Raw genomic sequence first — 20,643 nt, forward strand, 5'->3', positions numbered from 1 at the left:
AGGACGGCGGGACGGCGTACCGTCGCCTCATGCGTGCGCGTCCCGCCGTCCTGATCGCCCTCGCCCTCGCCGTCAGCCTCCTCGGATCGACGCTGACGGCGGCGCCCGCCCGCGCGGCGGCCTTCGGGGTCGAGGTGCTGGCCAGCGGTCTCGACCACCCGTGGGAGGTGGCCGTGCTCCCGTCCGGCGAGCTGCTCGTCACCCAGCGCGACCGGAGGGTCCTCACCCTGGTGGACCCCGCCTCGGGGATCCAGCGCGACCTGGCCTTCCCTTCCGACCGCGTGTGGAGCCGCGGGGAGACCGGTCTGCTCGGGCTCGCCGTCGACCCGGCGTTCACGTCGAACCGCCGCATCTACACGTGCTCGGGATGGCGCTCGGACGACGGCGGCCACGACATCCGGGTGAACGCGTGGACCCTCGACACCGGGCTGAGCGCCGCCACCCTCGCCGGCCCTCTCGTCGCCGGCCTGCCCACGAGCCGCACCGGCCAGCACGGCGGCTGCCGGCTGCTGATCGCCCAGGACGGCTCCCTGCTGGTCGGCACCGGCGACGCCAAGCGCTCCCGACTCCCCCAGAGCCGCCGCTCGCTCGCCGGCAAGGTCCTGCGCCTCGACCGGTTCACCGGCGCCCCGGATCCGCGCAACCCGTGGGCCGACCGCCAGGGCAAGCGGCGCTACCTCCTCACCTACGGGCACCGCAACGTGCAGGGCCTCGCCCAGCGCCCCGACGGCACCCTGTGGTCGGTCGAGCACGGCACCGACCGCGACGACGAGGTCAATCTGCTGCGGCCGGGCCGCAACTACGGCTGGAAGCCCGGCCCCGGGTACGACGAGTCCCGGCCGATGACCGACCACGGCCTGCCAGGACGTCAGCAGTCGGCGCGCTGGCGCTCCGGCTACCCGACGATCGCGCCCTCCGGCGCCGACTTCGTGACCGGCGCGGGCTGGGGCCGGCTGACCGGCTGCCTCGCCGTCGCCGTGCTCAAGGGTCACCGCCTGATGTTCGTCAAGCTCGACGACCACGGTCGCGTCCGCTGGACCCGGGCCCCGCGCTCGCTGCGCGGCTACGGGCGGCTGCGCGACGTCACCGCGGCCCCCGACGGGTCGCTGCTCGTCACCACGGACAACGGCGACGGGCGGGACAAGGTGCTGCGCGTGCGGCCGGCCTGATCAGCCCAGGCCGCGCCGCGCCAGCAGCGGCTCGATCGGGGCGGGACGCCCGCGCCACTCCTCGTAGGACTCCAGCGGGTCGCGAGTGCCGCCGATGCCGATGACGTGGCGCAGATACTGCTCGCCGTTCTCGCGGGTCAGTCCGCCGTTGGCGCGGAACCAGGCGACCGTGTCGGCGTCGAGGACCTCGCTCCAGATGTAGGAGTAGTAGGCCGACGCGTAGCCCGAGCTGAAGGAGTGGGCGAAGTACGGCGTGGAGTAGCGCGGCGGCACGGCGGGATTGTCCAGCCCGGCGGCGGCGAGGGTGCGCTGCTCGAAGGCGGCGACCTCGTCGACGTCGGTGGGCACCTCGTCCGGGCCGAGCTCGTGCCAGGCGAGGTCGATGAGCGCGGCGCCGAGGTACTCGCTCGTCGCGAAGCCCTCGTTGAACGTCTCCGCCGCGCGGAGCCGGTCGATGACCTCGGTGGGGACCGGCTCGCCCGTCTCGTGGTGCACGGCGTAGTGGGCGAGCACCTCGGGCCACACCATCCACATCTCGTTGACCTGGGAGGGGTATTCGACGAAGTCGCGGAAGACGGCCGTCCCGCCGAACTTCGGGTACGTCGCCCGCGCGAGCAGGCCGTGCAGGGCGTGTCCGAACTCGTGGAACAGGGTCCGGGTCTCGTCCCAGGTCAGCAGGGTCGCCTCGCCGTCGGCAGGCTTGGGGACGTTGAGGTTGTTGACCACGACCGACGAGTCGATCCCGAGCAGTCCCGACCGGGTGACGAAGCTGCTCATCCAGGCGCCGCCGCGCTTGCTGTCGCGGGTGTAGAGGTCGAGCAGGTAGAGGCCGATCGGGACGCCGTCGCGGCTGACCTCGAACACCCGCACGTCCGGGTGATAGCCGGGCAGGTCCGGGCGCTCCGCGAACGTGAGGCCGTAGAGCCGCCCGGCGGCGAAGAAGACGCCGTCGCGCAGGACCCGCTCGGCCTCGAGCCAGGGGCGCAGCCCGGCCAGGTCGACGTCGTACCGAGCGCTGCGCACGCGCTCGGCGTAGAACGGCCAGTCCCAGGGCTCCACGGGGAAGCCGGCGAGCTCGGACATGGCGTCCTGCTCGGCGCGGGCGTTGCGGGCGGCCGGGATCGCGAGCCGCTCGAGCAGCGAGCGCACCGCCTTCGGTGTCCCCGCCGTGTTGTCGGCCGTGACCAGGGCGGCGTGGTTCTCGAAGCCGAGCAGCCGCGCCCGCTCGGCGCGCAGGCGCAGGATGTCCAGGGCGATGGCGCGGGTGTCGTGCTCGCCGCCACGCCCGCCCCGGCTGCGCTGGGCCTCGGAGAGGCGGCGCCGCAGCGCGCGGTCGGTGAGGGACGCCAGATGCGGATGGGCCGTCGGCAGGACCAGGGTCAGCAGGTGGCGGTCCCCGAGACCCCGCGCCTGCGCGGCCGCAGCGGCGGCGGACACCTCCCCCGGGGTCAGGCCGTCGAGCTCGGTCGGCTCGTCGACCACGACCGCGAGGTCGTTGCTGTCGGCCTGCAGCGCCAGCTCGAAGGCGGTCTCCAGGCTGGAGATCTCCTCGTTGAGCTGCCGCAGCCGCGCCTTGTCCTCGTCGCCGAGGGCAGCTCCCGCGAGGCGGAACTCGGTGACGGTGCGCTCGACGAGGTACGCCGCCTCCGGGTCCAGCCCCGTCCGGTCGGCGTCGACGGCCTGGAGCCGCTGCCACAGCGCGGGGTCGAGGAGCACCGCGTCGCCGTGTGCCGCGAGCCGGGGCGCGAAGGCGGCCCGGATCTCGTCGATCTCGGGGTTGGCGTCGGAGCTCGCCTTGTTCCAGAACACCCGCAGCACCCGCGCCAAGGTGACCCCGCTGAGCTCGAGCGGAACCAGCGTGTTGGCGAAGGTGGGCGCCGCCGGGTCGGCGGTGATCGCAGCGACCGCGGCCAGCTGCTCGGCCATGGCGGCCTCGATCGCCGGCGCGTAGTCGCGGTCGTCGATGGCGTCGAACCGCGGCAGCTGGTGCGGCAGGTCGCTGATCCCGAGAAGTGCGTCCGTCACGGACTCACCCTAGGAGACGGGCCCAGGAGATCTGGCCTAGGAGGTCGGGACGTCCTCGGGAGCGGGCTCGCCCGTCGGCTCCGTCGCCGGAGGCTGGTCGGCGGGCAGTTGGTCGACCTGCGGCTCGGGCTGGGGCTCGGGGTCGGGCTCCTGCTGGGGCTCGGGCTGCGGCTCGGGCTGCAACTCGGGCTGCGGCTCGGGCTGGGGCTCCGGGGCGGGCTCGGGCTGCGGCTCCGGGGCGGGCTCGGGCTGGGGGTCGGGCTCGGGCTGGGGGTCGGGCTCGGGCTCGGGCTGGGGCTCGGGCTGGGGCTCGGGTTGCGGAGGCGTGGCCGCCGGCACCCCGGTCGCCGGGACCTCGGCCGTCGGGACCGGAGCCGCCGCGACGAAGTCGAACGCCGCCCCGGCCCGGACCAGCGCCTCCTCCACACCGGTGCACCCGCACGCCGGCGGCGGGGAGACGGGCAGGCCGAGGGTTCCGACGAGCGCGGACATCGTGACGGTCTCGGCGTGGTAGTCCTCCACCAGGCGCCGTACCGTCCGCGCGAAGTGCGGCGTCGCGTCGTAGGAGCGCAACACCTTGCGCAGTGCCTTGGGGCGCGCGAGGTCCTTGCCGCTGGCGCAGAGCAGGACCGCCGCGCCGAGTGTGGCGTCGTCGAGGTCCTGGACGTCGCGCACGCCGTCCGCGTCGGCGTCGACCGCGACGCGGGACCAGGTCTCGGGCAGTAGTGCCATCGGGCCCACCGGAGCGTCCCAGCGCGGGTTGCCGTCGATCGCACCGCCGTCGGTGTCCGAGAACTCACTGCGTCCGGCGCGGCCGTTGAGGGGACGGCTGACGAGCGCGGGCTGCACCCGGCCCTCGATCGTGACCTCGTGCCGGAGATCTGCGCCCTGGCCGTGGTTGGTCGCGAGTCGGCCGATCGCCGCGAGGACCATCCAGTCGAGGTTGCAGGGCGCGGCGGTGTTGATCACCGTCGCCGCCCGCTGGTACGCCGCCACGGCCGCGACCGGCGCGTCGGCCAGCCGCTCCACCTCCACGCCCGTGGTCGCGACATTGCGCACCACCACGGCCGGGGCCGCCGCGAAGCCCTGCTCGGCGGCGACCGGCGGCGCGGCCACGGCCGGCGGTGCCGGGCTCTCCGGAGCCGTCACGGCCGTCGTGCGACCGGTCTCCGGGGAGGATGTCGGGCGCCGACCGACGACGCCGGTCGTGGTCAGGACGACGGCGATGGCCGCAAGCACCGAGATGATGGTGACGACCCGCCGGACACGACGCCCGGCAGGTCCGGCGGCGACCCCCATGGTCCACCTGCTTCCTGGTCTGGGACGTCCAGTGTTGAACCGAATCGGCCGTCGCGCAGGGGAATCCAGAAGTCTTTTCCAACGCGCCGCCCGAAGGCCGCCGAGGATGGGGTGAGAGGATGCCCCGGTGGCCGAGTTGATCTTCCGCACCGGGACGATGGACGCCGGGAAGTCGACGCTGGCACTGCAGACCAACCACAACCACGCTACCCGGGGGCGCCGCGGCCGGCTGTTCACCAGCCACGACCGTGCGGGTACCGCGATGGTGTCCTCGCGCCTGGGCCTGGTCGCCGAGGCCGAGGAGGTCGCCCCCGACTTCGACTTCTGGCGCTACACCGTCGACGCGCTCACCCGCGGCGCCCGGATCGACTACCTGATCTGCGACGAGGCACAGTTCTACACCTCCGAGCAGATCGACCAGCTGGCCAAGGTCGTCGACGAGCTCCAGATCGACGTGTTCTGCTTCGGCATCCTCACCGACTTCCGCACGCGCCTGTTCCCTGGCTCGGCCCGGCTGGTCGAGCTCGCCGACCGCACCGAGGTGCTCCAGGTCGAGGCCCTGTGCTGGTGCGGCAAGCGCGCCACCCACAACGCCCGCACCGAGGACGGCGTGATGGTGACCGAGGGCGAGGTGATCGTCGTCGGCGACGTCGACCCCGCCGACCACCCGCCCGCCCGGATCGACGAGATGGCCGAGGTCGACGTCGCCTACGAGGTGCTGTGCCGCCAGCACCACCGCCGCGGCATGACGGCGGCCCGGGCGCGGGCCGTCAGCCTGTCACCCGAGCCGCTGCCGTTCGTCTGATCAGCAGGGGCTGTACGAGCGCGAGAGCGTCTTCTTCTTGCCGCTCTCGAACTTGATCTGCACCATCAGCTGCGTGGTCGCGGAGGGGATCCCGGTCACGACGTAGGGCTGACCCTTCTTCGCCTTCTTCGCGACCTTGGCCAGCTTGTTGCCCTTGAGCTTCTTCAGCGTGGCGCCGTTGGCCTTGATCTTGACCCACTTCACGTCATCGACCCTTTTGGCGAGCTTCTTCGTGAAGGTGACCGGACTCGCGTGCATGGCGCAGTCGATCTGAGGGCTGAGACCGGTGTACTTGCTGCCGTTGCCGACCGCAGGCGCCGCCGACGACGCGGTTCCAGGCTGAAGGACCGAGACCTTCCAGGCGACAGGGACCTCGAACGACATGATCTCGATCCGGACCTTGTCACCGGCAGCGAAGACGACGTTGTCGAGGTCGAGGACTCCGGCATCGACCTCGGCGACCTCGGCCGTGTCGGCGTCGGTCGGGTAGTCGGCGGCTACGCAGGTGCCGTTGCGGTAGGCGTAGATCGCGAAAGGCTCCACCGTGGACATGCCTTCGGCGGAGCCCGTGAGGACGATCCGGCGTGGCCCAGTGGTCTGCGAGGTGTACTCCACCACGTCGAACGGCACCGGAGTCAGAGTGGGGTCGCCGGCCGGGTCGCACTGGTCAGAAGCGACGATCGGCTCGGTGAAGATCTTGGCGGGCTCGGAGCCGTCGATCGTGCCCGAGAAGGACTCGTCGGCGTGGGCAGCCGGGACGCCGACGGTGAGCGGGAGCAGGACGGCAGCGCCGAGGGCTGCCACGAAGTGGAGGGTCTTCATGGCAGCGACGCTAAGGCCTGGGGCGCACCCTGTCAGTTGTTTCGCCGAACGGTCTCATCAGCCCTGTTGGGCGGGTGCCCGAGCCTTTCACCAGCAATGACGCACCCACGGTTGCGGTAGGTCCGGTCAGTCCACGAGCACCGGGATCAGCATCTCGTCCGGCGTGAGCGAGCCGTGCATGCCGATCAGCTTGTTCTCGTAGGGGAAGCCGTCGGTGGACAGCACCGCGAAGTCGCCCCGGCAGGCGACGACGATGTCGCCGATGCGCGGCAGCACGGACGGGTCCACGGCGCCGAACCAGCCGCGGCCGATCGCCTCGGAGCGGGTCAGCACCTCGGCCCGCTCGCCCAGGCGCTCGCGCCAGGTGGCGACGACGTCCGGCACCGCGCCGCCCCGGCAGTAGAGGTGGCGGAAGCGCGCCTCGCCGCCGACGAGGGCCACGCCGGCGCGCAGGTCGTCGTCGGCGGACACGTCGAGCCGGGTCTCGGCCGGCACGTCGACCATGCCGTGGTCGGCGACCACGACGAGCCGGCGGTCGGGCGGCAGCGCCTCGCGCAGCTGCTCGGCCTCGTGGTCGATCATGGCGAGCTGCTGGAGCCACTGGCTCGACGCGACGCCCCAGCGGTGGCCGGTCCAGTCGAGGTCGCCGTCGTAGACGTAGGTCAGCGTGGGCTGCCGCGGCGCCGGCGCGGACGCGGCGACCACGGCGGCGATCCGCTCACCGACGCGGTCGACGCCGATGTAGTCCGCGCCGCGATGGGCGGCGACCGTGAGCCCGCTGCCGTCGAACTCCCTCTTGTTGACCACCGAGACCCGGACGCCCGCGGCCTGCAACGACGAGAACGCCGTCTGGTGCGGCTGCCACTGGACGGGGTCGACGTCGCGGTCCCAGATCAGCGCGTTGAGCAGGTCGCCGGTGCCGGGGACGCGGGTGGTGAACCCGATCAGCCCGTGGGCGCCCGGCGTGAGTCCGGTCCCGAGCGAGGTGAGCGAGGTCGAGGTCGTCGACGGCACGCCGGCCGTGGCGTGCTCGGAGGCCACCAGGAGGGAGGAGAGGTACGGCGCCGCGTGGGCGTACCTCTCCAGCAGCCGGGCGCCGAGACCGTCGATGAGGAAGACGACGTACGCCGACGCGCCGGGCAGGACCAGCCCTGTCGGAGCCGGACCGAGCGGGCTGCCGAGAGCGTGGGCGGCGGCGGGGACGATGTCGCCGAGCGAGCGGACGCCGTACGCCGGCTCGCAGAACGCGGCGATCCCCTCCGCAGCCACCTCTGGGGCCACCCGCGAGGTCACGGCCTCAGCCCCGGGTGAGCGAGGACAGCGAGGCGGCGAAGGACAGCAGCCCGCCGACCGCGTCGCCGCCGTCGGCCGCGGCCGAGACGCGCAGCGAGAAGTCGTCGGAGGACAGGGTCCCGGTGTAGCCGTGGTCGGCCTCGCACTGCGGGTCGGCGCAGTCGGCCGGCTCGAGGTCGACCCGGTTGACGGCACCCCAGCCGATGGTGAGGACGGCCTCGGCGGGCGGGCGGGGGCCGGCCGTCGGGTTGGTCGTCATCCGGGTCACGACCACGGAGGCGACCGAGCGCAGGCTGACCGCCTCCGTCGAGGTGGAGGTGTAGGGCTCCGGAAGCAGGTCGTCGCCCGCGTGCTCGTCGGTGTGGGCGAGGATCAGCCGCGACGGCGTCAGCACGATCACCGTCTGGTGGCGGCGCACCTCGTCGCGCTCGAACGTCGGCTCGTGGTGGACGTAGTACGACACGACGGCCTCCCCCGCGAGCGCGTCGGCGACCGCGTCGGCGACGACCTCCGGGTAGTAGCCGGTGCGGTTGATCGCAGCGCTCAGCTCGACGCTCCGGTCCCGGTCAGTCATGGTCGCATCCTCGCACGACGGCACCGCCGGCCCGCGCGCCACCTGCCCCCGGAGCTACTCCGGGATCGTGGCGGCGAGGTCGGGCATCCGGCGCACCAGGGAGTCCGGTCGCGGGTCCTTGACCGCCGCGACCCGGGCCGACGCGGTGAGGACCGACGCCGCGTCCACGCCGGCGAGGACCAGCGACAGCTCGAGGGAGCTGACCTGGGGCAGATCGTTCTGGAGCGCCGCCACCCGGGTGATCAGGTCCTCGATCGCGCCGACGTCGACCGGGTCGGCGCCGCGATAGCCGAACAGGAGCGGGGAGCTCTTCACCTCGCGCACCATCGCGGACACGTCGTTCGCGCTCAGCGGCGGGATCCGGTAGGCCCAGTCCCCCAGCAGCTCGATGACGGGCCCGGAGATCCCGAAGGACACGACCGGCCCGAACAGCGGGTCCTCGAAGGAGCGCACCGCGATGGGTACGCCGGTCGGCGCGTTGCGTTGCACGACGAACCGCCCGACACCGGGGTCGATCAGGCCGGCCAGGTAGTCCCAGGCCTCCCTCATCTCCTGGGCGTCGGCGATGTTGCGCCACACGTGGATCTGGTCGGGCCGTTCGCGCACCGACGACAGGGTCGACTTGAGCACCACGTCCCAGCCGAGCAGCTCGCCCGCCGCCACCGCCTCCTCGACGCCGGTGACCTGCTCCGCGGGCCACAGCTCGATGCCGTAGGCACGCAGCAGCGCGGTCACCTGGTCCCGGTCGAGCTCGACCTCACGGTCGTTCGCGACCACCTCGGGATCGGCGAGGACCCGGTCGGCCAGGCGCCGGGCGCTGCGCGTGTCGACCTCGCCCGGGTCGGCGGCCGGACCCTCGGGCGCGTGCAGCCACACGGCGTACTCCACGACCCGGGCCAGGGCGCGCACCGCCGCCTCCACGGCCGGGTACGACGGCACCGAGCCGCGTCCCGCCGAGGAGCCCGCGACGTCGGGGACGCGCAGCAGCTCGGGGATGCCCTCCGCGCCGAGGAACGAGGAGACCAGCGGCTTGTCGGACTGCTCCCCGACCGCGGCGAGGACGTTGGCGACCTCCTCGCCGGACACGTCGAGCGGCGGGATGTAGACCGCGATCACCGAGTCGATGTCGGGATCGTCGATCGCGTCGTCGAGGGCGTCTTCGAAGTCCTCGGCCGTGGCGTCGGCGCCGAGCGCGACCGAGCGGTTGACGACGAGACCGACGGCGGACGCCGCGTCGGCGGCGAGCAGGCCGAGGGCGTCGGAGTTGCCCACGATGGCGACCCGGCGCCCGCGCGGGAGCGGCTGGTGGGCGAGCAGCTGGGCGACGTCGAACATGTCGTCGAGGGTGTCGACCTGGATCACGCCGGCCTGGCGGAACATCGCGTCCACCGCGGCCTGCGGGGCGCCGATCCGGCGGACCGTGTGCCCCATCGGCACGCCCTGGGTGGTGCGCCCGGACCGGACGGCGACGATGGGCTTGCGCTGGGAGACCCGGCGCGCGATGCGGGAGAACTTGCGCGGGTTTCCGATCGACTCGAGGTACATCATCACGACCTCGGTGGCGTCGTCCTCCTCCCAGTACTGCAGCAGGTCGTTGCCGGACACGTCGGCGCGGTTGCCGGCGCTGACGAAGGTCGAGATGCCCAGGCCGCGGTTCTTGACCTTCTCGAGGATGGCCGAGCCGAGGGCGCCGGACTGGCAGAAGAAGCCCGCACGACCGCGGGCCGGCATCACCGAGGACAGCGACGCGTTGACCTGGACCGCCGGCTCGGTGTTGATCACGCCGAGGCAGTTGGGGCCGATCAGCCGCAGGCCGTAGGACCGGCACAGCCCGGCCAGGTGGCGTTGCCGCCGGCGGCCCTCCTCGCCGGTCTCGGCGAAGCCCGAGGAGATGACGATCAGGCCGTGCACGCCCTTGTTGGCGCAGTCGAGGACCACCTCGGTGACCGCGTCGGCCGGGACGGCGACGATCGCGACGTCGACGTCGTCGGGGACCTCGTTGACGTTCTTGTACGCCGGGAAGCCCGACACCGCCGGCGCGCTCGGGTTGACGACATGGACCCGGCCGGTGAAGCCGCCGTTGACCAGGTTGCGCACCAGCACCTGGCCGATGGTGTCCTGGCGGCGGCTGGCGCCGATGATCGCGACCGAGCGCGGGTGGAAGAAGCGGTCGATCGACTCGGCCTCCGCGGCGTGCTCGCGGTCGCGCATCACGCCGATCGCCGTGTCGGTCGGGTCGATCGGGAACTCCAGGGTGATCACGCCGTCGTGGTAGCCGCTGACCACCTTGTAGCCCGCGTCGCGGAAGGTCTGGATCATCCGGGTGTTGTCCGGCAGCACCTCGGCGGTGAAGCGCTCGACGCCCCGCTCGCGACCGGCCTGCGCGAGGTGCTCGAGGAGGAGCTGCGCGATGCCGCGGCCCTGGTGCTCGTCCTCCACGAGGAAGGCGACCTCGGCCTCGTGCCTCTCCACGACGTCGTAGCGCCCCACGGCGATCATCCGCTCCTGGAGGATGAGCACGAGCGCCACGCGGTCGCGGTTGTCGACATGGGTGAAGCGGCGCACGTCGCGCTCGGAGAGCACCGGCATCGGGGAGAAGAAGCGGTAGTACTTCGACTCGTCGGAGACCCGCGCGTAGAACTCGACGAGCAGCTCGTCGTCCTCGGGGCGGATCGGCCGGATGTGCGCCGTACGACCGTCCCGCAGCAGGACGTCGCCCTCCCAGTGCGCCGGAGGCGCCTCGATCTCTTCGGTGGGGGTCGGGTCGCCGGGGCTCACGAGAGAAATCTATCTGGTCGCCCGCGAGCCCCCGGTGGGCTTGTCGGACGCAACCGAGCGAATGGGCCCCATGGCACGGCGTAGCAAGCAGGAACCCCTCCCGGAGGACTTCGAGGAGCACATCCTCGACACCGACATCCGCGACGAGATGCAGTCGTCGTTCCTCGAGTACGCCTACTCCGTCATCTACTCCCGGGCGCTGCCCGACGCTCGTGACGGGCTCAAGCCGGTGCAGCGCCGGATCCTCTACACGATGAACGACATGGGCCTGCGGCCCGACCGCGGCCACTCCAAGTGCGCGCGCATCGTCGGTGAGGTCATGGGTCGTCTCCACCCGCACGGCGACGGAGCGATCTACGACGCCCTGGTCCGCACCGCGCAGCCGTGGGCGCTGCGGCTGCCGATGGTCGACGGGCACGGCAACTTCGGCTCCCCCGGCGGCGAGGACCCGCCGGCGGCCATGCGCTACACCGAGGCGCGGATGGCGCCGCCCGCGGTCGCGATGACCGAGTCGATCGACGAGGACACCGTCGACTTCAAGCCCAACTACGACAGCCGCGAGTACGAGCCCACCGTGCTGCCCTCGGCGATCCCCAACCTGGTCGTCAACGGTACGACGGGCATCGCGGTCGGCATGGCCACCAACATGGCGCCGCACAACCTGGTCGAGGTGGTGCAGGCGCTGCGCCACCTGATCCAGCACCCCAACACCGACATCGACGGCCTGATGAGGTTCATCCCGGGCCCGGACCTGCCCACCGGGGGCAAGATCGTCGGGCTCGACGGCATCCGCGACGCCTACGAGACCGGGCGCGGGGTCTTCAAGATGCGCGCCACGGCGCGGGTGGAGACCATCGGGCGGCGCAAGGGCATCGTGGTCACCGAGCTGCCCTACAACATCGGCACCGAGAAGGTCGTCGAGCGGATCAAGGTGCTCGTCCAGTCGAAGAAGCTCCAGGGCATCTCCGACATCAAGGACCTCACCGACCGCCAGAACGGCCTGCGCCTGGTCATCGAGGTCAAGAACGGCTTCGTCCCCGAGGCGCTCCTCGAGCAGCTCTACAAGCTGACCCCCCTCGAGGACTCGTTCGGCATCAACAACGTCGCGCTCGTCGACGGCCAGCCCCGCACGATGGGCCTCAAGGAGATGCTCGAGGTCTTCTTGAAGCACCGCTACGAGGTCGTGCGCCGGCGCTCGGCGTTCCGCCGCGGCAAGAAGGCCGACCGGCTGCACCTCGTCGACGGCCTGCTCCTCGCGCTGCTCGACATCGACGAGGTCATCCAGGTGATCCGCACCAGCGACGACTCGGCGGCCGCCAAGGAGCGGCTGATGACGGTCTTCGAGCTCTCGCAGGTCCAGGCGGAGTACATCCTCGAGATGCAGCTGCGCCGGCTCACCCGGTTCTCCCGCATCGAGCTGGAGAAGGAGCAGGAGCAGCTGCGGCGCGAGATCGAGGAGCTCGACGCGATCCTCGGCGACGAGGCGCTGCTCAAGAAGGTCGTCTCCACCGAGCTCGCCGAGATCGCCAAGACGTTCGGCACCCCGCGCCGTACCGTCCTGCTCGAGTCGGCCGGCACCACCGCGGTCGCCGCGACCACACCGCTCGAGGTCGCCGACGACCCCTGCTTCGCGCTGCTGTCGTCGACCGGCCTGCTCGCGAGGACCAGCAACGCCGACGAGATCGGCACCGGCGGCGACCGGGCCAACCACGACGTCGTCGTCTCGGCGGTGCGGACGACCGCGCGGGCCGACATCGGCGTGCTGACCTCCGCGGGCCGGCTCATCCGGCTCGCCGTCCTCGACCTGCCGGCCATCCCGCCGTCGGCCAACGAGCCCAACCTCCAGGGCGGCCTGCCGCTGACCGAGGTGCTCGACCTGGCCCCCGGCGAGCGCGCGCTCGCGCTGACCACGCTCTCCACGGAGGGGCCCGGCCTGGCGCTCGGCACGAGGCAGGGTGTGGTGAAGCGGGTCAACCCGGAGGTGCTCGGCAGGGACGAGTGGGAGGTCATCGGCCTCAAGGAGGGTGACGAGGTCGTGGGGGCCGTCGAGCTGCGCACCGGCCAGGAGGAGCTCTGCTTCGTCACCTCCGACGCCCAGCTGCTCCACTACCCCGCTGACGGGGTGCGCCCCCAGGGACGCTCGGGCGGCGGCATGGCCGGGGTCCGGCTGGCCGACGGCGAGCGGGTGGTCTGGTTCGGCGTCCTCGACCTCAACTCCCCCGGCGGCGTGGTCCTCGTGACGTCGTCGGGATCCTCGACAGCGCTGCCCGGCACCGAGCCCGGCTCGGTCAAGGTCACCGACTTCTGGGAGTACCCCGCCAAGGGGCGGGCCACCGGCGGCGTCCGCTGCCACCGCTTCCTCAAGGGCGAGGACACCCTCGTGTTCGCCTGGGCCGGCCCGGCCCCGGCGCGCGCGGCCGCCGCGAGCGGAGCCCCCGTCGACCTGCCGGAGGCCAACGGCCGCCGCGACGGATCCGGTACGCCCGGCAGCCAGCCGCTCGCCGCGGCGGCGGGCCCGCTGCTGGTCACCCTCGGTGTGTCAGGGTGAGCGCATGACGACCTCGAAGCGCCTGGCCGCCGGCCTGCTCTCCGCCCTCGTCGCCGTCGGTGGCCTGAGCGCCTGCTCGGGTGACGACGGCGGCGGATCCGCCGAGGCCGCCTCGTGGTCCGACGCCGGAGCGAAGGCGAAGGGGCTGCTCGACGACACCAGCGGCATCGAGGTCTCGCTCTCGACCGGCGACGACCCCGGGACCGACTACCTCGCCGCGGCGAGCGGCACCATCGTCGCCGACCCGCCGGCCTTCGAGGGCCAGGTCAACGGGCGGGTCAGCGGCTTCGAGGCGAGCTCGATCAACGTCGTCTCCGTCGACGGCAGGCTGTGGATCGAAGCCCCGGTGATCGGGTGGACCGACCGCTACCAGCCCGCCGATCTCTGTGCGCCCGACCCGGCCCTCCTGCTCGACCCGTCCACGGGCGTCTCGTCGGTGCTCACCAGCAGCACGGACGTGAAGGCCGGCAAGTCCGAGCGCGGCGGCAAGGACAACAAGGAGATCTTCCACACCTACGCCGGCACCGCCACGGGCGACTCGATCCGCGCGATCCTGCCCTGCGCCGAGGGCGACGACTTCGCGGCGACGTACCGTCTCGACGACGAGGGCCGCCTGCGCACCGCACGCCTCACCGGCACCTTCTTCCCCGACTCCGAGCCGGTGACCTACACGATCGACATCACCGCGTACGACGTCACGAAGGACATCTCGGCCCCCGAATGAGCCCGATGAGCGCGGCGAACCGCCTGCTGCTGACCTTCTGCGCGGTCGCCGTGGCGTTCGCCGCGGTCGACACCTATGTCGTCGTTCTCGCGCTGCCCGACATGATGGCCGGCGCGGGCATCCCGGTGGAGGAGCTGCAGCGGGCCGCTCCGATCGTCTCCGGCTTCCTGCTGGGGTACGTCGCGATCCTGCCGCTCGTCGGCCGCATCGCCGACCTGCGCGGCCAGGTCCCGGTGCTGGCGATGTCGCTGGTGGTCTTCTCCGCCGGCTCGCTGGTGACCGCGATCTCCTACGACCTGCCGAGCATGGTCGCGGGCCGCTTCCTCCAGGGCGTCGGCGGCGGTGGCCTCGTCCCCGCGACCATGTCGCTGGTGGCCGCCCTCTACCCGGTCGAGCGGCGCGGGCTGCCGCTCGGCATCGTCTCCGCGGTCCAGGAGTTCGGCAGCGTCCTCGGCCCCCTCTTCGGCGCGCTGGTCCTGTCCTTCACCTCCTGGCGCGGGATCTTCGCGATCAACCTGGCCGTGGGCGCCCTGCTCGTCCTGGCCGTCGGCCTCGTCGCCGGCCCCGGCAGGTCGTCGGGACGCCGCCGCCTCCCCGACCTGGTCGGCCTCCTCCTCGTCGTCGTGACCCTCGCCGCCGGCCTCCTCACCTTCCTCCAGCCCGGACCCCTGCAGCGCGACCTGACCTGGGGCCGGCTGTTCATCCCGTACGTCGACGGCGGCAGCCGCTGGGTCACCCCGGTCGGCCTCGCCACCGTCGCCGCCTTCGTCCTGCTGGTGGCGTGGTGCTGGCTCCGGCCGCGGGCCGTGGTGGACCTGCGCGGCTGGCTCGCCCACCTGCTGGCGGCCGACCTCCCCGGCGCGGGCCTCCTGGCCGTCGTACTCGGCGGCATCGTGCTCGCCTTCGCCACCGCCGACCCGGAAGTGGCCGTGTTCTCCCCGCAGGGCCCCTGGTTCCTGGCCGGCTCCGCGGTGGCGCTCGTCCTGCTGGTCGTGCATCTGCGCCGCGCCGAGGCGCCGATCGTGCCGCGCGGCGTCCTGCGCCCGGTGCCTGCCTGGGGCTCGCTCGCGGTCAGCTTCCTCGTCGGCTGGGCGCTCATCGCCGCCCTCGTCGACATCCCGCTCTTCGCCCGCACCACCACCGAGCAGGACTCGCAGCTGGGCGCGGCGCTCGTGCTGCTCCGCTTCCTCGCCGCCCTGCCGGTCGGCGCGGTGATCGGCGGCTGGCTGCTCCGGCGGGCCAACGCCGGCGTCCTCACCGCGGTCGGGATGGTCGCCGCCGGCGGCGCCTTCCTCGTGATGGGCCAATGGGACGCCCACAGCCTCGACTCCGTCGCCTCGAACGTCCCGCTCGTGGTCGGCGGTCTCGGCTTCGGACTCGCCCTGGCGCCGGTGAACGCCGCCATCCTCGCCACGACCCCCGACGACACCCACGGCCTGGCCAGTGCTCTGGTGGTGGTGGCGCGGATGATCGGCATGCTCGTCGGCATCTCCGCGCTGACGACCATCGGGCTGCGCCGCCTCTACGCCGCACAGGAGGCCGACCCGAGCCTCGGCATCACCGCGCTCGGCATCCTCCAGGAGCAGGCCGTGTTCCGCGGAGCGGGCGTCGCGGCGCTCGTCGCCGCCGTCCTCGCCGTGATCGTGCTCTCCCCCGCACGTACCCGCGACGTGGACACCGCGGTGGCTCTGCGCGTGGCTGGATAACCTAGTCGTATGGGTGACTTCGACGATCTGCTGAAGGCGAACCGCGACTACGCCGACACCTTCGACCAGGGCGGCTTCGACGGCAAGGCCCACGCCGGTGTGGCCATCGTGACCTGCATGGACTCCCGGATCGACCCGCTGCGGATGCTCGGCCTCCACTACGGCGACGCCAAGATCTTCCGCAACCCGGGCGGACGCGTCACCGAGGCGGCCCTCGAGGCACTGGTCCTGGGAGCCCACCTCCTCAACGTCGACCGGATCCTGGTGATCCCGCACACCCGCTGTGCGATGGCGTCGAGCACCGAGGCCGAGATCCACGACAAGATCGGCGCCGCGGTCGGCCAGGACGTCACCTGGCACCCCTTCCACGTCATCGCCGACCAGAAGGCCGCACTGGCCGAGGACGTCCGTAAGGTCACCTCGCACCCGCTCATCCCCGACTCGGTCAAGGTCGGCGGGTTCATCTACGACGTCGACACGGGCCTGCTCAGCCAGGAGGTCTGACACCCACGGCAGGTTCTGGGGCGCCGGAGCCTGCCGTGGGTGTCATCCGCCGGTCACCGCGGTCGTCCACAGGCTCCGGAGCGCGCGTTTCCCGGCCTTGTCGCCGGGGGCAGGCCAGCCAGCATGACGGACGAGTGGCAGCCCCGGCTGACGCGCACACCACCGGTCACCTGGCCGGCCCCGGTCGACCCCACCGGACGAGCCGGCCCGACGCGCGGCCAAGCCGCCGGACCGCGGTGGCGCCGCACCGGCGTGAATCTCTACGTGCCCACGGCGGTAGAGGCGGTTCCCGAGCAACGCATCGTCGAGGCGTTCGCACGCTCACACGGCCGCGGCGTCGTCACGGGATGGGCGGCCCTGCGCCTGCACCGGGCCGCCTACTTCGACGGCCTCGGGCCCGACGGCACGACACCGGTCCCCGTTCCGCTGATCGAGGGCGACACCCGGCTCCGGTCCACGCCTGACGTGCTGGTGCTCCGCGGTCGCGTCCCAGCGGACGACATCGTGTGTGTACGCGGCGTGCGATGCACGACTCCCGAGCGCGCTCTACTCGACCATGTCGCCAGACTGGCCGACCTGCGAGAGACCGTCGTGGCTCTCGACATGGCCATGGCTGCGCGACTGACGTCGATCCGCAGGATCGCCGCCGACCTCGACCGGCGCCCGGGCGCCCGCGGCAGCAGCCTCGCTCGGGACGCACTCGCTCTGGCCGACGAGCACAGTGCCTCCCCGCAGGAGACCCGGTTCCGACTGATCTGGCAGATGGACGCTCGGTGGCCGCGTCCGCTGGTCAACCGCGACGTCCTCGATCCCGATGGCCGCTTCATCGGCCGCCCCGACCTGATCGATCCCGAGCGCGGCATCGTCGGCGAGTTCGCGGGGGCCATCCACCGACACCGCTCGCGCCATCGCAACGACGTACGCCGGGAGGACCTGTTCCGCCGGGCAGGACTGGAGTACGTCGAGGTCGTCGGCGCCGACGTCCGCGAGCCGCGGGTGGTGGTCGAACGGATGGAGGCCGCGGCAGCACGAGCCGGCAGCCACCCGCAGCGCTGGCAGCTCGGTCCGCCTCCACCACCGCTCGACGAGATCCTCGACCACCGCGACCTCATGATCGCGCTCGCCGAGGACGGCAGGTGACACGCACGGCAGGATTTCGCCGGCCGGAACCTGCCGTACGCGTCTTTCGCGGTACGCCGACTGCTACAGCAGGTCCCGCAGCCGCTGGTCCACCAGCGCGCCCGGCAGGTCGGTGAGGGTGCGCCCGAGGGTGGCGAGGTCGCCGATCGCGGTGACCCGGTCGAGGAGGGCGTCGGTGGCGCCGGTCGGGTCGCCGCCGAGGGGGACGTCCATCAGCAGCGGGCAGTCGACGGCGCCGCCGTCGGGCTCGGGCGGCAGCGCAGCGGTCCAGCAGCCGACCTCGAGCCGCAGCGGAGCCGCCGGGCCGACGCCGTCGGCCAGCACGTCGACGTACCAGAAGAGGTCGCCGACGGGGATGCGCAGGTGACCTCGCCGGGCCTTCGCGCCGCGGGACTTGAGCAGCTTGACGACAGCGGTGCGATCGGCGCTCATGCGCTCAGCCTCACGCGTCGAGGGTCTCCATGTCGACCTCGTAGGCGCCCTGGATGATGAACTCCTTGCGTGGCGCCACGTCGCTGCCCATGAGCAGCTCGAAGACGTCGGCGGCCATCTCCAACTCGTCGACGGTCAGCCGGCGCAGGGTGCGGCGGCGCGGGTCCATCGTGGTCTCGGCCAGCTGGTCGGCGTCCATCTCACCGAGGCCCTTGTAGCGCTGGACCGGGTCCTTCCAGCGCACGTTCTTCTTCTTCAGCTCCGCCAGCTTCCGCTGGAGCTCGTCGTCGGAGTAGGTGTAGACGTACTTCTCCTGGCCCTTGCGGGGGTTCGAGATCTCGATGCGGTGCAGGGGCGGGACGGCGGTGTAGACCCGGCCGGCCTTGACCAGGTCGGGCATGTACTTGAAGAAGAGCGTCGCCAGCAGGGTGCGGATGTGGGCGCCGTCGGAGTCGGCGTCGGCCATGAAGATGATCCGGCCGTAGCGCCGGGCGTCGAGGTCGAAGGTGCGCCCCGAGCCGGCGCCGACGACCTGGATGATCGAGGCGCACTCGGCGTTCTTGAGCATGTCGCCCACCGACGCCTTCTGGACGTTGAGGATCTTGCCGCGGATCGGCAGCAGCGCCTGGAACTCGGCGTTGCGGGCCAGCTTGGCGGTGCCGAGGGCCGAGTCGCCCTCGACGATGAACAGCTCGGTGCGCTCGTTGTCGCCCGAGCGGCAGTCGGCGAGCTTGGCGGGCAGCGTCGAGGACTCCAGCGCGTTCTTCCGGCGCTGGGTCTCCTTGTGCTGTCGGGCCGCGATCCGGGTCTTGGACGCCGAGACGACCTTCTCCATCAGCAGCTTGGCCTGCGCCTTCTCGGCGCGCTTGGTCGAGGTCAGGAAGTCCTTGAGCTCCTTGGCGACGACCTTGCGTACGACGGTGCGCGCGGCCGGCGTACCGAGGATCTCCTTGGTCTGGCCCTCGAACTGCGGCTCCGCCAAGCGGACGGTGACCACCGCGGTCATGCCCTCGAGGATGTCGTCCTTGATGACGTCGTCGTCGTTGACCTTGAGCGCCTTCGAGGCCCGCATCGCGTCGTTGAAGGTCTTGGTGAGCGCCGCCTCGAAGCCCGAGACGTGGGTGCCGCCCTTCGGGGTCGCGATCACGTTGACGAACGAGCGCAGCTCCGTGTCGTAGCCGCTGCCCCAGCGCACGGCGACGTCGACGGTCAGCTCGCGCTCGACGTCCTGGGGGGTCATGTGGCCCTTGTCGTCGAGCAGCGGGACGGTCTCGGTGAACACGTCGCTGCCCTGGAGACGGAGCACCTCGGTGACCGGCTCGCCGGTCGCGAGGTAGTCGCAGAACTCGGCGATGCCGCCGTCGTGGCGGAACTTCTCCTCGGTCCACTCGGCCTTGTCGGCGGCCCGCTGGTCGCTGATCACCAGCTCGAGGCCGGGGACGATGAACGACGTCTGGCGGGCGCGCCCGATCAGCCCGTCGAGGACGAACTCGGCGTCCTTGGTGAAGATCTGCCGATCCGGCCAGAACCGGATCCGGGTGCCGGACCTGCCCTTCGCGACCCGGCCGCCCTTGCGGGTCAGCCCGGATCGCGGGGTGAACGTCGCGCTCGGGCCCTCACCGTCGAAGACACCGGGCACGCCCCGCTGGAAGCTGATGCCCTGGCTGGCCGGGGAGCGGTCGACGTCGATGTCCATCCGGCTCGACAGCGCGTTGACCACCGACAGGCCGACGCCGTGCAGACCGCCCGTGGCGACGTACGAGCCGCCGCCGAACTTGCCGCCGGCATGCAGCTTGGTCGCCACGACCTCGACGCCGGGGAGCCCGGTCTTGGGCTCCTTGTCGGTCGGGATGCCGCGCCCGTCGTCGTACACCTCGACGGAGTCGTCGGCGTGCAGGATCACCTCGACCCGGTGGGCGAAGCCGCCGAGCGCCTCGTCCACGCCGTTGTCGATGATCTCCCAGAGGCAGTGCATGAGCCCCCGGGTGTCGGTGGAGCCGATGTACATCCCGGGACGCTTCCGCACGGCTTCGAGGCCCTCGAGGACCAGGAGGTGTGCTGCGTTGTAGGTGTTGTCGGCGATGACCGGCTCCTAACCGTGACGAACGGGTACTTCCAAGGACATGAATCTACCCGCGACACGCCGGGCGCCGGTGCAGGCACACGGACGGGCCATCCGGTCTGGTCGATCGGATGGTCACAACCTTGTTTCGGGCAGTGGAAAATCACCGAAGAAGACCCGCGCGGATGCTTGGATGGTGGAAGTGATCGACGTGGGTTGGACCACACGAAGACGGGAATCTTTGATCCAGTCGCTACGTTGATCCGGACGACGCCCGATGAGGGTGTTGATCGTACGAAAGAGAGGCCCGAGATGACGACAGCTATTGCTCCCAGCGCGCCGCTCACCGCGGAGGACCGCTGCGACCGTTGCGGCGCCCAGGCCTACCTGCGCGTCGAGCTCGCGTCGGGCGGAGAGCTTCTCTTCTGCGCCCACCACGCCCGCGAGCACGGAGATGCCCTCAAGGACGTCGCCATCGCCGTCCACGACGAGACCCACAAGCTCACCATCAAGCCGGCACCGGCTGCCGACTGACAGCGACGGTCGCCAGCGACGGCGATCCTGACCGCGGCCCCGAGATCCCTCGGGGCCGCGGCGCTTTTCCGCCCTCACCCCACAGGCGCAACGACCACCGCGGCCTCGGTGAGACGCAGGTCGTCCCTGTCGGCGCTGCCCGCGCGGACGGCGTCCTCCACCCGCGCCACCCACGGCTCCCCACCGCCGGCACACGCCATTGCGCCCTCGAGACCGGACACCAGTCGG

16 protein-coding genes are annotated in these 20,643 nt (G+C 72.0%); 8 read left to right on the forward strand and 8 right to left on the reverse strand.

Translation table 11 applies throughout. From position 1 onward, the window contains the following. Positions 1-29: 29 nt before the first annotated feature. A complete protein-coding gene (locus tag FHP29_RS01760) occupies positions 30-1,169 on the forward strand; it encodes a PQQ-dependent sugar dehydrogenase (RefSeq protein WP_139621160.1) in 1,140 nt (379 codons plus the stop codon). Here FHP29_RS01760 and FHP29_RS01765 read toward each other — a convergent pair whose 3' ends face one another. After that, on the reverse strand, positions 1,170-3,194 hold the full coding sequence (locus FHP29_RS01765; protein ID WP_139621161.1) for a M3 family metallopeptidase: 2,025 nt from the start codon (positions 3,192-3,194) through the stop codon (positions 1,170-1,172). It lies immediately after the preceding gene. A 36-nt stretch (positions 3,195-3,230) separates the two neighbouring features. Beyond that, positions 3,231-4,493 carry a lysozyme family protein gene (locus FHP29_RS21955; RefSeq protein WP_192903941.1) on the reverse strand — a complete coding sequence of 421 codons (1,263 nt, stop codon included), beginning with the start codon at positions 4,491-4,493 and terminating at the stop codon, positions 3,231-3,233. A 127-nt stretch (positions 4,494-4,620) separates the two neighbouring features. Between FHP29_RS21955 and FHP29_RS01775 the strand changes: the two genes are divergently transcribed. After that, the gene (locus FHP29_RS01775) at positions 4,621-5,298 is read left to right on the forward strand and encodes a thymidine kinase (protein WP_139621162.1); all 678 of its coding nucleotides are present in this window, start codon (positions 4,621-4,623) and stop codon (positions 5,296-5,298) included. On the opposite strand, the gene FHP29_RS01780 is transcribed toward FHP29_RS01775, so the two are convergent. The 4 genes from FHP29_RS01780 to FHP29_RS01795 form a co-directional block, all read right to left on the reverse strand. Beyond that, entirely contained in the window at positions 5,299-6,120 is an 822-nt protein-coding gene (locus FHP29_RS01780) for a hypothetical protein (protein WP_139621163.1), read from the reverse strand. Positions 6,121-6,246: 126 nt separating this feature from the next. Then, complete coding sequence (locus FHP29_RS01785; RefSeq protein WP_240044240.1) at positions 6,247-7,413, reverse strand: alkaline phosphatase family protein; 1,167 nt, start codon at positions 7,411-7,413, stop codon at positions 6,247-6,249. A 4-nt stretch (positions 7,414-7,417) separates the two neighbouring features. Further along, positions 7,418-7,987: a DUF5998 family protein gene (locus FHP29_RS01790; RefSeq protein ID WP_139621164.1), complete on the reverse strand. Its 570-nt coding sequence runs from the start codon at positions 7,985-7,987 to the stop codon at positions 7,418-7,420. Between the two features lie 54 nt (positions 7,988-8,041). After that, entirely contained in the window at positions 8,042-10,765 is a 2,724-nt protein-coding gene (locus tag FHP29_RS01795) for a bifunctional acetate--CoA ligase family protein/GNAT family N-acetyltransferase (protein ID WP_240044241.1), read from the reverse strand. A 70-nt stretch (positions 10,766-10,835) separates the two neighbouring features. Here FHP29_RS01795 and FHP29_RS01800 point away from each other — a divergent pair, with 70 nt between their 5' ends. The 5 genes from FHP29_RS01800 to FHP29_RS01820 all read left to right on the forward strand — a co-directional run bounded on the left by FHP29_RS01800 (position 10,836) and on the right by FHP29_RS01820 (position 17,387). Further along, positions 10,836-13,313 (forward strand): DNA gyrase/topoisomerase IV subunit A, encoded by a 2,478-nt coding sequence (locus FHP29_RS01800; RefSeq protein ID WP_139621165.1) that lies wholly within the window; start codon positions 10,836-10,838, stop codon positions 13,311-13,313. 4 nt (positions 13,314-13,317) lie between these two features. Further along, positions 13,318-14,037: an LppX_LprAFG lipoprotein gene (locus FHP29_RS01805; protein ID WP_139621166.1), complete on the forward strand. Its 720-nt coding sequence runs from the start codon at positions 13,318-13,320 to the stop codon at positions 14,035-14,037. 5 nt (positions 14,038-14,042) lie between these two features. Further along, complete coding sequence (locus FHP29_RS01810; protein WP_139621167.1) at positions 14,043-15,743, forward strand: MFS transporter; 1,701 nt, start codon at positions 14,043-14,045, stop codon at positions 15,741-15,743. 9 nt (positions 15,744-15,752) lie between these two features. Continuing rightward, entirely contained in the window at positions 15,753-16,247 is a 495-nt protein-coding gene (locus tag FHP29_RS01815) for a beta-class carbonic anhydrase (RefSeq protein WP_139621168.1), read from the forward strand. Between the two features lie 264 nt (positions 16,248-16,511). Beyond that, the gene (locus FHP29_RS01820) at positions 16,512-17,387 is read left to right on the forward strand and encodes a hypothetical protein (protein ID WP_139621169.1); all 876 of its coding nucleotides are present in this window, start codon (positions 16,512-16,514) and stop codon (positions 17,385-17,387) included. 63 nt (positions 17,388-17,450) lie between these two features. Here FHP29_RS01820 and FHP29_RS01825 read toward each other — a convergent pair whose 3' ends face one another. Together FHP29_RS01825 and FHP29_RS01830 are read right to left on the reverse strand one after the other, a co-directional pair. Then, on the reverse strand, positions 17,451-17,819 hold the full coding sequence (locus FHP29_RS01825) for a hypothetical protein (protein ID WP_139621170.1): 369 nt from the start codon (positions 17,817-17,819) through the stop codon (positions 17,451-17,453). Between the two features lie 10 nt (positions 17,820-17,829). Then, positions 17,830-19,902 (reverse strand): DNA gyrase/topoisomerase IV subunit B, encoded by a 2,073-nt coding sequence (locus FHP29_RS01830; RefSeq protein WP_139621171.1) that lies wholly within the window; start codon positions 19,900-19,902, stop codon positions 17,830-17,832. Between the two features lie 291 nt (positions 19,903-20,193). Between FHP29_RS01830 and FHP29_RS01835 the strand changes: the two genes are divergently transcribed. Continuing rightward, a complete protein-coding gene (locus FHP29_RS01835) occupies positions 20,194-20,415 on the forward strand; it encodes a DUF7455 domain-containing protein (protein WP_139621172.1) in 222 nt (73 codons plus the stop codon). The last annotated feature ends 228 nt before the right edge of the window (positions 20,416-20,643 follow it).

Origin of the sequence: Nocardioides albidus (assembly GCF_006335005.1) — a bacterium.
Lineage (GTDB): Bacteria > Actinomycetota > Actinomycetes > Propionibacteriales > Nocardioidaceae > Nocardioides > Nocardioides albidus.

Bases quoted from the DNA above. Each gene is read 5' to 3' on its own strand.
- FHP29_RS01760 (WP_139621160.1), top strand. From the start codon at position 30: ATGCGTGCGCGTCCCGCCGTCCTGATCGCCCTCGCCCTCGCCGTCAGC.
- FHP29_RS21955 (WP_192903941.1), bottom strand. From the start codon at position 4,493: ATGGGGGTCGCCGCCGGACCTGCCGGGCGTCGTGTCCGGCGGGTCGTC.
- FHP29_RS01780 (WP_139621163.1), bottom strand. From the start codon at position 6,120: ATGAAGACCCTCCACTTCGTGGCAGCCCTCGGCGCTGCCGTCCTGCTC.
- FHP29_RS01790 (WP_139621164.1), bottom strand. From the start codon at position 7,987: ATGACTGACCGGGACCGGAGCGTCGAGCTGAGCGCTGCGATCAACCGC.
- FHP29_RS01800 (WP_139621165.1), top strand. From the start codon at position 10,836: ATGGCACGGCGTAGCAAGCAGGAACCCCTCCCGGAGGACTTCGAGGAG.
- FHP29_RS01805 (WP_139621166.1), top strand. From the start codon at position 13,318: ATGACGACCTCGAAGCGCCTGGCCGCCGGCCTGCTCTCCGCCCTCGTC.
- FHP29_RS01810 (WP_139621167.1), top strand. From the start codon at position 14,043: ATGAGCGCGGCGAACCGCCTGCTGCTGACCTTCTGCGCGGTCGCCGTG.
- FHP29_RS01815 (WP_139621168.1), top strand. From the start codon at position 15,753: ATGGGTGACTTCGACGATCTGCTGAAGGCGAACCGCGACTACGCCGAC.
- FHP29_RS01825 (WP_139621170.1), bottom strand. From the start codon at position 17,819: ATGAGCGCCGATCGCACCGCTGTCGTCAAGCTGCTCAAGTCCCGCGGC.
- FHP29_RS01835 (WP_139621172.1), top strand. From the start codon at position 20,194: ATGACGACAGCTATTGCTCCCAGCGCGCCGCTCACCGCGGAGGACCGC.